This window comes from Psychromonas sp. MB-3u-54 (assembly GCF_002836415.1).
Classification (GTDB): Bacteria; Pseudomonadota; Gammaproteobacteria; order Enterobacterales; family Psychromonadaceae; genus Psychromonas.
The window spans coordinates 1-13,426 of record NZ_PJBP01000093.1 but is presented as its reverse complement, the minus strand read 5'-3'; the positions used below and the strand labels follow the sequence as shown (position 1 = coordinate 13,426).

The window sequence follows — 13,426 nt, the reverse complement described above, 5'->3', positions numbered from 1 at the left end:
GAGGTTTAATACCATACAAGCTAATACGCCAGCTCAAGTAATGCTTAGAATTTAAAGCGTCCTGCGCTGCGTTATGCCTTTCTCTAAACACTGTTATATTGAGCGATATTCGTACTGCAAAGGTCGACAGCCCCTAGACTAGTCCATAAATATTCCCCAATAATTATGGATAATCAAGTTATAGACAGACCATTTTAAAGGATAGAAAGATGCGAGGCGTTGTAACAACGTACTTATACCAAAGCATTAAATTTATGATCAGTTGCAGCAAAGGAAAAATTGACGCTCACAAAGCCGCCGGGATGATTTTGAATAGTAAATCTGATTACTTTATTAATGCATTTGCTATGATTTTATCGGTAGGGGTATTTTATGCACCGCGGACAGCGACAATTGGTGCAGCGAATAAGCGACAGCTTAGTATCTGAGCAGACACCCTACCGCTATGCGTTTGTTGTCATGGTTAGTGCTAGTACCTTCGGACTTAAATACGAACATTCATTTTCATGATCAAGTGTGCGTGGTGATTTTTTGTAACAAAGGTACTACCACAGAGGGCAGCGCTACACAGAGAAAAACGAGTGGTAACCGATATAAGTTCATATAGAAAAAGTTATTGTCTATACGCCTTTTATCAATGGGTTATGGTTTATCCGGTTGTTAATTTATAATGCAAACTTAAGTCCGAAGAGACTAGTTGGCGTTCAAATAAGACCGCCATTAAATTTATGATCAATCTTTTCAAAGAAAAAATTTACGTTCACAAAACCGCCGGAATAGTTTTAAATAGTAAATCGGATCACTTTATTAATGCGTTTGATACTAACCTCATTATCTAGCTTGGTTTAGGAAAGTTATTAAAAATTAGAGTTTGATATCTTATGATTTTATTTTATTGCCCGACCACGAGCGAATGAGCGCCCAAACGGCAAAGGTAATAAAAATGCTATGACCTAAAACAAAATAGGTGATCACAAAAACCCATGTCCAGGCAGAATAAAATCCCCCCAGAAAAATCATTAATATACTGACTAAAATAAGCGCCGTGGCGGCAAATAAATTAAGCTTTATTGCAACCAGCAAATGATAATAACTGAAGCTGGTTTTGGATGTCTGCTTTAACCTGAGCATAAGCACAATAAAGGCAATGCCCGGTAGAAAGGTTAGATTTAATAATGATAAAAGGGCAATGTTCGAGGCTTTTTTTATTTCCTGAGGATTTTGCTCTTTATAAATTGACATGATATCTGACCTTTCCCATAATTTATTAATGATAATTACCGTGGTAAATAAACAACCATCACTATACAAAAAATAACAATCAGCACAAACATCCAACGAAACATTTTCATTTTTAAAAAGCGGCTTTCAGGGTGCTTTTCTGGTAATGCCATACCGCATTCTCTGCACAGTTTAGCTTGCCCGTTATACTCTTTCCGACTGAGATCAATTGAGTATTTGCTGTGGCAATAAAGACAATGAACAACTTCCTTCATAATAACATCCAAAATATAAAAATAAATTATATACCCGTTATCATTCAGGATGCAAAAATCAGCAAGTCGAGAGGTGAACAGATTCTAGGCGTGAAGGTGAAGATCTAACGGGTTAAATCGAGACTTCACAACAACGAAGATGTTTGCCTCACGGCTTGCCCTCTGGGTCGCTAGCTCGAACACCAATACGGCGTTGCAACATTCGATAAGGGCTAGCCATTGTCATCATGTTGCGCCTTGTCTTGGTATACGAGCTAGCGACTGATAAATGCATCTTGATTGATAACGGGTATAACTAAGCGGTAAGTTGATGATATAACAACGGCAGCTTAGTGGGTAATTGCCCCGGATTGAGAATCACCGAATAACCATTAGTCCCGAAAATATAAGGCATATATTGTTCAGCTTTATGATCAATTGTAATGCAAAATGGGATAAGACCTTTTTTCTTCGCCTCCAAGATTGCCTGACGCGTATCTTCTACACCAAAACGCCCTTCATAATGGTCTAAATCATTCGGTTTACCATCGGTTAAAATCAACAGAATTTTTTGTTTATTACGCTGCGTTTCAAGTACCTGCGTCGCCTGCCTGATGGCTGCGCCCATCCGCGTATAAAACCCGGGTCGCAAAGATAATATTCGGCCGCGAACTTCATCACTGTATTTTTCCGAAAAGTTTTTTAATAGGCTAAATCGGACATGGTGACGTTTTACCGATGAAAAACCGTACATTGCAAAATCATCACCCACGGCGCTTAACGCTTCGCCGAATAACAATAAACTGGTTTTAATAACATCAATTACTTTACTGTCGTTATCAATATAAGCACCTGTAGACATTGAAATATCGGACAGTAATAAGCAGCCGATATCGCGTATTTTAAATTGATGCCTATTATACAGCCCTGAATCTTTAATGGCGCCAATCTGACTGGAAATATGAAAATCTAACCAAGCGTTTAAATCAAGTTCTTCCCCTTCATCCTGCCCCTTCTGCCAGTGTTTTAATGACTTTAAATGCTCGAACTGATTTTTAATTTTATTGGCCAATGATCTTAAATTTTCGGGAAGGCCCTGCGGCTGCGAATCTTTTGGCAACATGGGTTGTATCATACAGCGATCTGCAACCAACAGATTAGACTTATAGTTCCATTCAGGTAATGAGATACCCTCGCCAAGTGGAATATCGTCTTCTGCCGCCGAGGGTAAATCCAGATCGATTTTTAATTTTGCTGACTTTTGTCCGGTTTTTTTGGCAAGAGAGAGCATATCAAGATCTTCCGCGACACGTTTTGCATCACTATTTTCGGTGTCATCCATGGCGCGGTTTACTTTTGAAAATTCACTCCATGAAAATAAACTTTCCAGGCGAAAGACGATCAGGCTGTCTTTGCTGTTGTTATCGTCTACCCGTTCTGTTTTTTTCTTGCCTTGACTGCTTTTTTGTATATCGGGTTCGGCATCCTGCTGCTCTGCATCAAGATTAATCAGATCGTTATTAACGGCTTGTAACTCTACTTTGGCGTTCGGGTAAAGCCATAAAAAAACCGCATGAGGAGCATGATTGGCTGCCGGAAAATGACTCACTGAGCAGGGTTCTTTTAATGCCTGGATAATACTCAGTTCGAGCGCTTGTTGTGATTTATCTAAAGTGGCAACGGGTGGTCGCAGTGCGAGCGAGGCAGTAACCAGTTGCTGATAAGTTACCTGTAAACTTGGATATTTGTTAAGTACATCTTTGACGATACGCTGATTATCAATAGCCCAATGGGTAAATTTATCGGGACTGTGCGCCGCTAATGCTGCCAGCCAGAGATAAAGACTTTTATTAAGCGATTTACAGGGAAATAAAGCGATTGATTCTGGTAACCGTAAGCTCTGCGAATCTTGCCAGGCCAGGCTTTGCTGTTGATGTGAACCCGATATTTTCTGCAGTAAGTTTCGGCGTACGATATATTCTCGCGGCGTGACGGCTTCAACCTGTTTCGCGGGATCGCCCCCTAAAGCCCGAAAAATAATACCTGCCGATTTATAAACCTGTTTGAATTCAACACGTTCAGTCTCAAAATCAACTTGGATTTTTTGGCTGATAAAGCGATGCCAAATACTACCAACCCACTCTTCCATATTTTTTAGATCCTTTACTGCACGCTGTTGGTGATAAAAATGTAACAATCGCCAGCTGAAAAAAACTGACGATTGTGACACGTTATACTGTTGTTCATCTGATCAAGATTTAAGCGTCTCTTTTTATCAACAGAGAACATGGCTAACTTATCCTGCGTCTCCATGTCGGTGATAAAAATGCAACAATCGCCAGCTGAAAAAAACTGACGATTGCGACACGTTATACTGTTGTTCATCCGATCAAGATTTAACCGCCTCTTTTTTATCAACAAGGAAGTTGGCTAAATAAGTGAGTAAACCGATCATAAATATCACCCCGGCAAACTCTCTTGCCCAATAGAATATGGCTAACTCATCCTGCGTCTGCATAAAGCTGAGCGCTTCGCCCGATTCAGGAAGACGCTGTAACCACACTTGCAAAATACCGGCTCCGGTAAGGAACAAGGTGATAAACACCATGGCAACGGTCATCAACCAGAAACCCCACATTTCAACAACCTGGGCTTTCTTGCTGGATGCTTCGCCGATCCCGCGAAGTTTTGGCATCGCATAAGAGATAATGGTGAGTACAATCATTACATAGGCACCATAAAAGGCCATATGCCCGTGTGCCGCAGTGATTTGCGTACCATGGGTGTAAAAGTTAACGGGTGCTAAAGTATGTAAAAATCCCCAAACACCAGCACCTAAAAAGGCCATTACCGAAGTGCCCAGCGCCCATAATGTGGCGGCTTTATTGGGGTGGTCACGACGACGATTATTCACCATATTAAAGGCATAGAGCACCATTGCAAAAAACGGCAAGGGTTCTAAGGCAGAAAATACTGAGCCAATCCACTGCCAATAGCCAGGCGTGGCTAACCAGAAGAAGTGATGCCCGGTGCCCAAAATACCAGAAATTAACGCCATGGCAATGATCACATACAACCATTTTTCAATGATTTCTCTATCGACCCCGGTAATTTTAATTAAGATGAACGCAAGAATTGCTCCCATAATTAATTCCCATACACCTTCAACCCAGAGATGCACCACAAACCACCAAAACAGTTTATCGAGGGCAATATTTGCCGGATTGTAAAATGAAAACAGGAAGAAAACCGCTAAACCAATTAACCCCGTAATTAACACCATATTAATCACGGTCTTACGGCCGCGAAGAATGGTCATGCCAATATTGAATAAAAAACCCAAACAGACGATGACAATACCAACTTTGGTAATGGTCGGTTGTTCTAAAAATTCTCGTCCCATGGTCGGGAAATATTCATTGCCGGTAATTTCCGCCAGCGTTGAATATGGCACCAGCAAGTAGCCTAAAATAGTCAGCGTTCCCGCCGCGGCAAAGACCCAAAACAGCACGATAGCTAATTTAGGACTGTACAGTTCGGTTTCAGCCTCTTCCGGAACAAGAAAGTAAGCAGCCCCCATGAACCCGAACAGTAACCATACAATCAGTAAATTAGTATGAACCATGCGGGCAACATTAAAGGGTACCGTACCACCCAGAAAATCACCAACAACGTATTGTAACCCCATCACTAAACCAAATAATATTTGCCCCACAAACAGCATCAGGGCAAAAATAAAGTAAGGTTTTGCCACAATTTGTGACTTAAATTTTAACGTATCCATAATATCCTTACCCTTCAATGTTTGGTGGCCAGCCATTAACTTCCATCTCGGCAGTAAATTTTAGAAATTCTGCCAAATCGTTAACTTCTGGCTCGGTTAAGTTAAATTGAGGCATTTGGCGTCGGCCAGGGATCCCCAGTGGTTGAACACTCATCCAGCCATTCAGAAAAGCTTTGAATGTATCCAGATCACCAGCGCCACGTCGGTAAAAGACATTACCCAGCTCCGGAGCGTAATAAGCGCCCTCGCCAACTAAGGTATGGCAGCCAATACAGTTATTAACTTCCCAAAGACCTTTGCCCCGCTCAACGGCCTCGGTCAAATTTTCCCGATGATCCCTTTCGGGCATCACTTTGGTGGTGTGCATGGTCAATCCAAAAAACAACAGCAAGAAAAACATGCTGCCCCCGTAGTAAATATTTCTTGCCATACTTTTTGTAAATGTTGCAGACATAAGCTATCCATTAAAGTATTAATAAAAGCTGAAATATAGGATAATAATTATCATTTGCAGAACAATAAACACATGGAAAGCGTAGAAAAGTCAGAAACCCAAACGCAAGCGCATTCACCTTTATAATGATGATAAATTAGCCTACTGGTGTTCTTTTTTAATCACATTCCATGTCGATTAATTAAAAAATCAGGTAAATCCCGGCAATGATTGACGGCACTAAAACAACATACGATAACAGTAAATATCGCCACAATTGGGGTGCGTGTTTAAGATCCATAAATACATCGACAATTTTTTGTTCTTTGATAATAACGATTAAACTAATCGTGATGACAATATTTGTCTCTGAGAAAACAGTCTCAGGGTTTGCAAATTCACCAATCATTGCAGAAATTAGCGTCAACGCAATTAATGCCAAATAACTGATAAAAATTCTTTTCTTTGATTCTGTGTACATAACCGGCCCTATTTAATCACGTAGATAAGCGGAAATAGAATAACCCAGACCAAGTCCACCATGTGCCAATAACAGGCACCGGCTTCAAAGCCGGAAATGCTTTTACCCTGATATCCCCCCCGCTGGATTTTTAAGGCAATAGCGGCTAAAATCACCATGCCCAATAAGACATGCATATAATGAAAAGCCGTGATCATAAAATACAACGTAAAATAGCTATTGGTCGACAAACCAATACCGCTATCCACCAATTGTGCGTACTCCCAGGACTTCACTACGATATAAATAGCCGCCATTACCAGCGCACCCAAAAGATATCGCTTAGCGGTGTCTTCGGCACCTTGTTTAATGTCCTGCACACTCAATGCGACAAACAGACTGCTGGTAATTAGCGCGATAGTATTTATCGCGCCGGCAACAGGATGAAGATAAACCTGTCCATCAATAAACATCTGCGGATAAATCTGTCTGGTAACAGCAAAGGTGATAAAGAAAATAGCAAACACGGTTAATTCGGCCAGAATAAAAAACCACATGGCCAAATCGCCGGGTAAATAGGTTTTAGCGCTAGCTGTATTTTCTCTGTGGGTACCATTGACACAGTTTATTGCTTTGTTCATAGCCATTCTAATAAGGTGTATTTAAGTTAAAAATGAATGCGTCAGGAAAATCGTTTCCAATAACCTTAATCGGCGTCAAAAAAAAGCCGTGCGACATCCATTAACGCCTCTACCATGACCAAATCATCGGACAACGGTTCTGCTAAGCAGCATCGGCACACGTCCAATGCAGGCATGCCACTGGAAATCATTTTGCCGGCGTAAATAAGTAAGCGGGTCGAAGCGACCTCATCTAAATCATTTTCCAAACGTCTAAGCGCGGTGCCCAAGTCAACCAATTTTTTTGCTAATGGCGCTTCAATGCAGCTCTCTTTCATAATAATTTTCTGCTCAATTTCCGGCTCAGGATAGGCAAAGCGTAATGCCACAAACCTTTGTCTGGTACTCGCTTTCATCCCTTTCAGGAGGTTTTGGTAACCTGGGTTGTAAGAGACCACCAACATAAATCCCGGTGCAGCTTCCAATACTTCGCCAGTCCGTTCCAGAGGTAGAATCCGACGATCATCGGCCAGCGGATGTAATACAACCGTTGTGTCTTTTCTTGCTTCGACAATTTCATCGAGATAGCAGATACCGCCCTCTCTTACTGCTCTGGTCAGCGGTCCGTCCTGCCAATAAGTACCATTGGGGCCTATTAAATGGCGCCCTACTAAATCTGCCGCCGTCAAATCATCATGGCAGGCAATCGTAAATAAAGGTCTATTCAGTTTTTTTGCCATATGGGATACAAAACGCGTTTTCCCGCAACCGGTAGGTCCTTTTATAAGCACCGGTAAATTGTGCATAGATGCGTATTCAAACAAGGAAACTTCATTTCCCTGAGACTGATAAAACACCTCATCTGCAGTACTTTCCTCTGCGGCAACACTTTTCAATAAAACCATATAAATCAACCTTTTAAACTGTGAAATGTCAGAGTAACTATGAATACTCTAAAAGTGTTCGCCCTGAATGTCTTAATCCAACTAAGTGCGCAATGACTTAGAAATTATTTTAATTCGCTTAAAAGAACGCCGACAATATGATTAACGACGGGAAAAAAATAAAATAGATACGCATCATCCGCCGTAAGTATTTGTTGGCATCTTTTAATTCCATAAAGTGATCAATCACTATTAACCCTTTATACATAACCGTTAACGCAACCAGAATACTCACCAATGCGGTTGATTCAACATTTTCACCCAGCAAGGTATTGAACAAAATAATTGCAAGCAGTGTCAGCCATAAATATTCAAGTTTGCTAAAGCTAAACATAGTCATCATGCGCTCCTAACGTAAGACATACAGTAATGGAAAAATTAAAATCCACATCAAATCAATCATATGCCAGTAAACGGCCAACGCTTCCATACCGCTATTATTTTCAGCAGAATATGCCCCTTTTTTGAGCCTAAAGATCACCCATAAAATCGCACACGCTGCCCAACCAACATGCAGAAAGTGATTGAAGGTCATATAATAATACACAGTAAAAAACGGACTGCTGTTGGTACTGAAACCCTGGACATCGTTCCAGTGGAATTCCCATGTTTTAAAGCACAAATACAGGCAACCCGAGAAGAAGGCTAACCACAAAAATTTTTCGCAACCTTTAAGATTATTCTTTCGTATATTGGCCATCGCTTTGGCCATAAAGTAACTACTTGAAATAAGCACTACAGTGTTGGCAACACCTGTAATGGTACTTAAGCTTTGCGGTCCCTCTGAAAAGGCCTCAGGGTAATTATATTTAGCAACAAAATACGCGATAAAAAATATCCCAAATTCGGTTAATTCGGACAAAATACCCACCCAAATGGGAATGTTTCCAGGAATTCGGCCCGCGCGTTTTTCGCTCCATGAACTAGGGAAAATTCCGAGAGAACTATTTATCGGAGAAGTATCCATAACTGCTTGCCTATTCAATGTTCATGATTTTTTTGCACAGGGTTAAAAAATCCAGTGCCGCGCAACTACTACTGGATTTTAATTTTTACAGCAAACTACTCTTGAGTCGATTTTTCTTGTTGCTGAGTTTGTTCTTCAACTTTTTTATCTTCCTGATGACCTGAACCACCACATCCGCCACAACAGCCCATAATATTCTCCGTTTAGTTAAGTTAAGCTAAGTTGAGTTCATCTTATTAAAGATGCATTTTAAATGCAAGTTTAATATGTACGAATTTACAGAAACTTCACAAATATGTGTAAACTCTTGTTTTATCGAAGTTAAAGGGTTGGGTCTCTGCTCCTGATTAAAATACAGTTGGATATTATTGGAATGCTGCTTAATACAACCCCTTTGATCCACATTCATTACAAATGCTTTTTCACTGCGACAAGTCGTTCCGTCCCAGTATTAGTAGCGACTAGAAGAACAGGGTTTTGATCCATATCGCTTTGGGCAAAGATACTTAGATTACTCTACAATCACCTTCAATCTGGCGAGAGATTTCATCTCTTCATCGGCAAAAATAGGTTCACAATCACTGTTTTTTTTGGCAAGCAACTGATATCGCCCTCTGCCAGTTTTTACATAGTGCATTAAATATTGTTCATCTCTACTGACATCCTGGTTTTCAATAACAATGGTTTTCAATAACAATGGTTTTCAATAACAATATTTTTCAATAAAAATGCTGCGGCCTTGTAACGAATCGGTTCTTTCGAGGGAGATTAATTCCAGTAATAACAGATCTCCATCGAAAATAGGATCTGACAATCATTCATTGAGTTGCCCGATGACTTTAGCAAAGTAAATCATAGGGTTAATTAAATGCGAGTGAGGCTTACGAGCGAGCGATAAGCTCTGCGGGCACTTTTTTTCCGCTAAGTTCGGCGCGGCACATGGATGTGCTGTCCGAACTGGTGCGTTAAAAAATGCTTGGGCAATGCAAGAATAACCCATGTGCTATCAACACTACCGCGCGGTTATCAGGGACGGCTTGCTGTTGTTCTCGTTAAAGCGAATGTAATCATTTGAATCTAAGCGTTTAATAAATACCCCCCTTTGCCAAATGGAAAATTTCAGATTCTCCGCTGCTTCAGGAAATAAATGCTATCCATTAATTTACTTAATTAGGCTTCATAGGCTAGTAAATTCACAACGCCTTATAATTTTTTATCGGCTAGACTTTTACTATATATCTAAACAAAACATAGTTTGCTAAGATAGCGCCAAATTTAAGGAGAGTACTTTTATGCCAAATTATGTTGTCGGTCACAAGATTCCTGACTCAGACTCGATCTGTTCAGCCATCGCATTATCATATTTAAAAACCACTTTAGGTGAGGACACAGTTCCCGCACGTTTAGGTCAATTAACCCCTGAAACATTATTCATTTTAGATAAGTTTGGTTTTGAACAGCCAATGCTTAAAACCAGTTATGCAGGTGAAGGTGTTTATATTGTCGATCACAGCGACATTGAACTTGCTCCCGATGATATTAATGATGCCACTATTTTAGGTATTATTGATCACCATAAATTAGGTGATTTAACCACCACGACGCCACTTGAAATTTGGGTTCGTCCTGTCGGCTGTACTAATACCATCATTAAAATGATGTATGATTTTTATAATGTAGAAATCCCTAAAAATATAGCAGGCGCTATGATGTGCGCTATTTTAAGCGACACTGTTATTTTTAAATCGCCTACTTGTACTACTGCTGATATTAAATGTGTTGAAGCCTTAGCTGAAATTGCCGGTATTGAAGATTTTAAAGACCTTGGTATGGACATGTTCAAGGTAAAATCGGCTGTTGAAGGTACGCCGATACGTGAGTTAGTTAAGCGTGATTTTAAAGACTTTAATATGAATGGTAACAAGATTGGCATTGGCCAATTAGAAGTTATCGACTTAAGTGTTTTTGATGACATTAAAGCCGAGCTTGCTGCCGATATTGCTGCATTAAAAGCTGAAGGCGGGCGTCACAGTGTTTTATTATTGCTTACGGATATCATGAAAGAAGGCTCAGAGCTTTTAGTGGTAAGTGATAATGAAAATTTAACTGAACAAGCTTTTGGTCAGGCAACGACCGACGGTAAAGTCTGGTTAGAGGGTGTACTAAGTCGTAAAAAACAAATAGTGCCACCACTGCAAAAAGTATTCGCTTAATTTTTATTTTGATAAGAAAAACAAAAAACCACGCTATTAATTTAGTCGTGGTTTTTATTGCCTCTCAATAACCGAGATAAATGTCGGGTCTTTAGATTAAGCAGTGATTAGTGCTGCTCACACGCTTATTAGCTATATTGCTAATGGCTCACTGTTTTTGAAAACACATTAATAACCATGACCCCCGCCAAAATCAACAACATTCCTACAACCGCTGCGAGATCAGGGAGTTGTTTATAGATCACAGCACTTATTGATGCGATTAATACTATTCCCATGCCCGCCCAGATAGCATAAGCGATACCAACAGGTACCGTTTTAAGCACTAAGGATAAGAAATAAAATGCAACGGCATAACCAATAACACAAATGGTACTAGGGGTTGACTCAGAAAAACCATTCGATGCTTTAAGCGCTAAGGTTGCCATCACTTCAGCTACAATAGCGATTGCTAAATACCAGTAACCCATATTCCATTCCTAATAAAAACATACTCTATTTTAGACGGAATAATTCCGCCCTTCCACAAGAAACACACAATGGTTTCATAACGTTACTAGAATAGCAGAATTAAACAGCGTATCAAAACGTGACGAATAAATGAAATATAAATCCGGCGGGAAAGCCGCGTATTTCTGCCATAACGACGGAAATAACAGCGGAACGTTATATTGCTTTTTATAAGCGCGTTAAAAAGCAGTCATAGGCACGACATAACTTTTATTACCTGGTTAACAAAAGAGTTGCCTATTGGTTTTTCTTCACATCACCATAAAGGTAATATATATCATGCAGCCAAAAACAATCGGCCAATATCCCACCTTAACCAAAATATTGTCATCATATAAAATAAATCCGCACCAACGCTGCGGTCGAATCGAAAAGAGATAAGTATTCGCCGTTGCAGCGACCAGTAGTGTGTACATTAAAATATAAAAATACTCGATATAAACAATGCCAGACCCGCCGAACTGTTCACGTAACTGAATATGAGCAAGCATAACAACAAAGAACAACGTGGAACAGGCTCCGATAAATCCAGAGGTACTGAACCCGAGCCGCCCCGAGAGCTCAGCCTTCGCGCTCACCGTTAACAACGCGGCAAAGAGTAATGTGGCCACAAGAAATAACGGTAATAAATAAACAATGAAGGCATTTTCGAATTTACGTTTCACGACAAAGTTATAATGCAGTTCAGGAAAGCCTGTTTGCCCAACATAATCTGGAATACCAAAGTTGGTGTCATAGTTGGATAACCGGTAATTGAAGTAGGTATCTTGTCTATCCCAAGTGCCCAGAACAATTTCATCCTCAATACCAAAAATATTCGCTAAACCCGTCGCTTTATAGGCCGTAAAATCGGGCACCAAAACAATGTTTTTTGAAAAGTCTTTGGCCCACAAACGTACCCAAACCGTTTTATGATCAAAGGGATAATGAGCATAATCAAAAGGCTGCCGTAAAGTCGCTTCGAAGTACCATCCTATTACTTCCTCATTACCGGTGCGCACACGATAAACCTCCCGGGGAGCAATATCACCACCTGAATTAACCTGCTCGGGAAGGATAAAGCCGATTTCTGAAGGCTTAGGTTTTATAGCATCGTGAATTCCATCGGTATACCGCTGCCATATATACCCAGAGATGTTTACTTCGGAAGAATTAAAAAAATTTAAGGACTGAATAAAAATGCCGGTTTTTATCTTTATGGTCGGTGATTCAGGGTTACCTTTCCAATGTTGATAAAGATAGTCATTAGCGGCCTGCTCATTGACTAACTGCGTAGGCTGAACATCATATCTGTTCATGTTAATCCACATATTAATCAAAACAATGATCAGCAGGGTTGATAGTGCGACAGATATCGACCACAATTTTGTATGGTTCATTGGAAAATATCCTCCAGCACTTCATTGATTTTAGTTATGATTATAAACACTCATGTCTTCCCTGAGTTTTACGCAATCGTGGCAGCGTAATCGATTATCAAACCGACCACACAGATAAGGACGGGCGAAAACACCTTATCCAGCACTGCTGTTATTATATAAAACACCAGCCTGGCAGCAATCAACAAACATATTTCCTTTGTTGATCTTTAGTACCTCAATTTGAGCGACCGTTTTGCCATTGGCCTCGATTCCCCAATAGGATTAATATCCTGGCAATAAAAAGTAGTATTTTCGCCCGATATGGAATCGACTGAAGCGTATCAAGGACTTTTAATCGAGCATGTGCTGTGATTTTTTCCCGATATCCAAAATAATGCAAGCTCATCCAGTGAATCTAGAGCACGATTATAATCTTGAGGAAAACAGTACACTAGGCCTGACAAGCAAAACAGCGCGTGCCGAATTTAAATAAATATAGACCATTCAGGTTGGCAGCGCTTTTTCATCGAGCAAAGCCTGAGATTTAAAGCGCTCTTGCCACTCATTTTCAGGAAAAAATTCTTCGCTAACAACCAAGCACTCAGCGATTTAAATATTGACTGTCAATAACATAAATAAACGTCGGAGGTTGTCCAATA

14 protein-coding genes are annotated in these 13,426 nt (G+C 40.3%); 1 reads left to right on the top strand and 13 read right to left on the bottom strand.

Going from position 1 to position 13,426, the window contains the following annotated elements; genetic code table 11:
• Window positions 1-879: 879 nt before the first annotated feature.
• The 11 genes from CXF72_RS03125 to CXF72_RS03070 form a co-directional block, all read right to left on the bottom strand.
• Window positions 880-1,242 (bottom strand): hypothetical protein, encoded by a 363-nt coding sequence (locus tag CXF72_RS03125; RefSeq protein ID WP_101036818.1) that lies wholly within the window; start codon window positions 1,240-1,242, stop codon window positions 880-882.
• 35 nt (window positions 1,243-1,277) lie between these two features.
• Window positions 1,278-1,496, bottom strand: a complete 219-nt coding sequence (locus CXF72_RS03120) for a DnrP protein (protein WP_101036817.1) — start codon at window positions 1,494-1,496, stop codon at window positions 1,278-1,280.
• 295 nt (window positions 1,497-1,791) lie between these two features.
• Window positions 1,792-3,624: a nitric oxide reductase activation protein NorD gene (locus CXF72_RS03110; protein ID WP_101036816.1), complete on the bottom strand. Its 1,833-nt coding sequence runs from the start codon at window positions 3,622-3,624 to the stop codon at window positions 1,792-1,794.
• A gap of 240 nt (window positions 3,625-3,864) precedes the next feature.
• Window positions 3,865-5,259, bottom strand: a complete 1,395-nt coding sequence (locus tag CXF72_RS03105; protein WP_101036835.1) for a cbb3-type cytochrome c oxidase subunit I — start codon at window positions 5,257-5,259, stop codon at window positions 3,865-3,867.
• A gap of 7 nt (window positions 5,260-5,266) precedes the next feature.
• The gene (locus CXF72_RS03100) at window positions 5,267-5,713 is read right to left on the bottom strand and encodes a c-type cytochrome (RefSeq protein WP_101036815.1); all 447 of its coding nucleotides are present in this window, start codon (window positions 5,711-5,713) and stop codon (window positions 5,267-5,269) included.
• A 181-nt stretch (window positions 5,714-5,894) separates the two neighbouring features.
• The gene (locus tag CXF72_RS03095) at window positions 5,895-6,173 is read right to left on the bottom strand and encodes a cytochrome C oxidase subunit IV family protein (protein ID WP_101036814.1); all 279 of its coding nucleotides are present in this window, start codon (window positions 6,171-6,173) and stop codon (window positions 5,895-5,897) included.
• 8 nt (window positions 6,174-6,181) lie between these two features.
• Window positions 6,182-6,793: a cytochrome c oxidase subunit 3 family protein gene (locus tag CXF72_RS03090; protein ID WP_232784862.1), complete on the bottom strand. Its 612-nt coding sequence runs from the start codon at window positions 6,791-6,793 to the stop codon at window positions 6,182-6,184.
• A gap of 65 nt (window positions 6,794-6,858) precedes the next feature.
• Window positions 6,859-7,677, bottom strand: a complete 819-nt coding sequence (locus CXF72_RS03085; RefSeq protein WP_101036813.1) for a CbbQ/NirQ/NorQ/GpvN family protein — start codon at window positions 7,675-7,677, stop codon at window positions 6,859-6,861.
• A gap of 118 nt (window positions 7,678-7,795) precedes the next feature.
• Complete coding sequence (locus CXF72_RS03080) at window positions 7,796-8,059, bottom strand: cytochrome C oxidase subunit IV family protein (protein ID WP_232784861.1); 264 nt, start codon at window positions 8,057-8,059, stop codon at window positions 7,796-7,798.
• A gap of 6 nt (window positions 8,060-8,065) precedes the next feature.
• The gene (locus CXF72_RS03075) at window positions 8,066-8,683 is read right to left on the bottom strand and encodes a cytochrome c oxidase subunit 3 family protein (protein WP_101036812.1); all 618 of its coding nucleotides are present in this window, start codon (window positions 8,681-8,683) and stop codon (window positions 8,066-8,068) included.
• A 511-nt stretch (window positions 8,684-9,194) separates the two neighbouring features.
• The gene (locus CXF72_RS03070) at window positions 9,195-9,380 is read right to left on the bottom strand and encodes a hypothetical protein (RefSeq protein WP_101036811.1); all 186 of its coding nucleotides are present in this window, start codon (window positions 9,378-9,380) and stop codon (window positions 9,195-9,197) included.
• Window positions 9,381-9,975: 595 nt separating this feature from the next.
• Between CXF72_RS03070 and CXF72_RS03065 the strand changes: the two genes are divergently transcribed.
• Window positions 9,976-10,896 (top strand): manganese-dependent inorganic pyrophosphatase, encoded by a 921-nt coding sequence (locus CXF72_RS03065; RefSeq protein WP_011770164.1) that lies wholly within the window; start codon window positions 9,976-9,978, stop codon window positions 10,894-10,896.
• 140 nt (window positions 10,897-11,036) lie between these two features.
• On the opposite strand, the gene CXF72_RS03060 is transcribed toward CXF72_RS03065, so the two are convergent.
• The gene (locus CXF72_RS03060) at window positions 11,037-11,366 is read right to left on the bottom strand and encodes a DMT family transporter (RefSeq protein WP_101036810.1); all 330 of its coding nucleotides are present in this window, start codon (window positions 11,364-11,366) and stop codon (window positions 11,037-11,039) included.
• Between the two features lie 291 nt (window positions 11,367-11,657).
• On the bottom strand, window positions 11,658-12,785 hold the full coding sequence (locus CXF72_RS03055) for a hypothetical protein (RefSeq protein WP_198552482.1): 1,128 nt from the start codon (window positions 12,783-12,785) through the stop codon (window positions 11,658-11,660).
• Window positions 12,786-13,426 lie beyond the last annotated feature (641 nt).

Excerpts from the sequence above, each read along its gene's own strand:
- CXF72_RS03055 (WP_198552482.1), bottom strand. The coding sequence starts at position 12,785 with ATGAACCATACAAAATTGTGGTCGATATCTGTCGCACTATCAACCCTG.
- CXF72_RS03105 (WP_101036835.1), bottom strand. The coding sequence starts at position 5,259 with ATGGATACGTTAAAATTTAAGTCACAAATTGTGGCAAAACCTTACTTT.
- CXF72_RS03095 (WP_101036814.1), bottom strand. The coding sequence starts at position 6,173 with ATGTACACAGAATCAAAGAAAAGAATTTTTATCAGTTATTTGGCATTA.
- CXF72_RS03100 (WP_101036815.1), bottom strand. The coding sequence starts at position 5,713 with ATGTCTGCAACATTTACAAAAAGTATGGCAAGAAATATTTACTACGGG.
- CXF72_RS03120 (WP_101036817.1), bottom strand. The coding sequence starts at position 1,496 with ATGAAGGAAGTTGTTCATTGTCTTTATTGCCACAGCAAATACTCAATT.
- CXF72_RS03080 (WP_232784861.1), bottom strand. The coding sequence starts at position 8,059 with ATGATGACTATGTTTAGCTTTAGCAAACTTGAATATTTATGGCTGACA.
- CXF72_RS03110 (WP_101036816.1), bottom strand. The coding sequence starts at position 3,624 with ATGGAAGAGTGGGTTGGTAGTATTTGGCATCGCTTTATCAGCCAAAAA.
- CXF72_RS03090 (WP_232784862.1), bottom strand. The coding sequence starts at position 6,793 with ATGAACAAAGCAATAAACTGTGTCAATGGTACCCACAGAGAAAATACA.
- CXF72_RS03060 (WP_101036810.1), bottom strand. The coding sequence starts at position 11,366 with ATGGGTTACTGGTATTTAGCAATCGCTATTGTAGCTGAAGTGATGGCA.
- CXF72_RS03125 (WP_101036818.1), bottom strand. The coding sequence starts at position 1,242 with ATGTCAATTTATAAAGAGCAAAATCCTCAGGAAATAAAAAAAGCCTCG.
- CXF72_RS03075 (WP_101036812.1), bottom strand. The coding sequence starts at position 8,683 with ATGGATACTTCTCCGATAAATAGTTCTCTCGGAATTTTCCCTAGTTCA.
- CXF72_RS03065 (WP_011770164.1), top strand. The coding sequence starts at position 9,976 with ATGCCAAATTATGTTGTCGGTCACAAGATTCCTGACTCAGACTCGATC.
- CXF72_RS03085 (WP_101036813.1), bottom strand. The coding sequence starts at position 7,677 with ATGGTTTTATTGAAAAGTGTTGCCGCAGAGGAAAGTACTGCAGATGAG.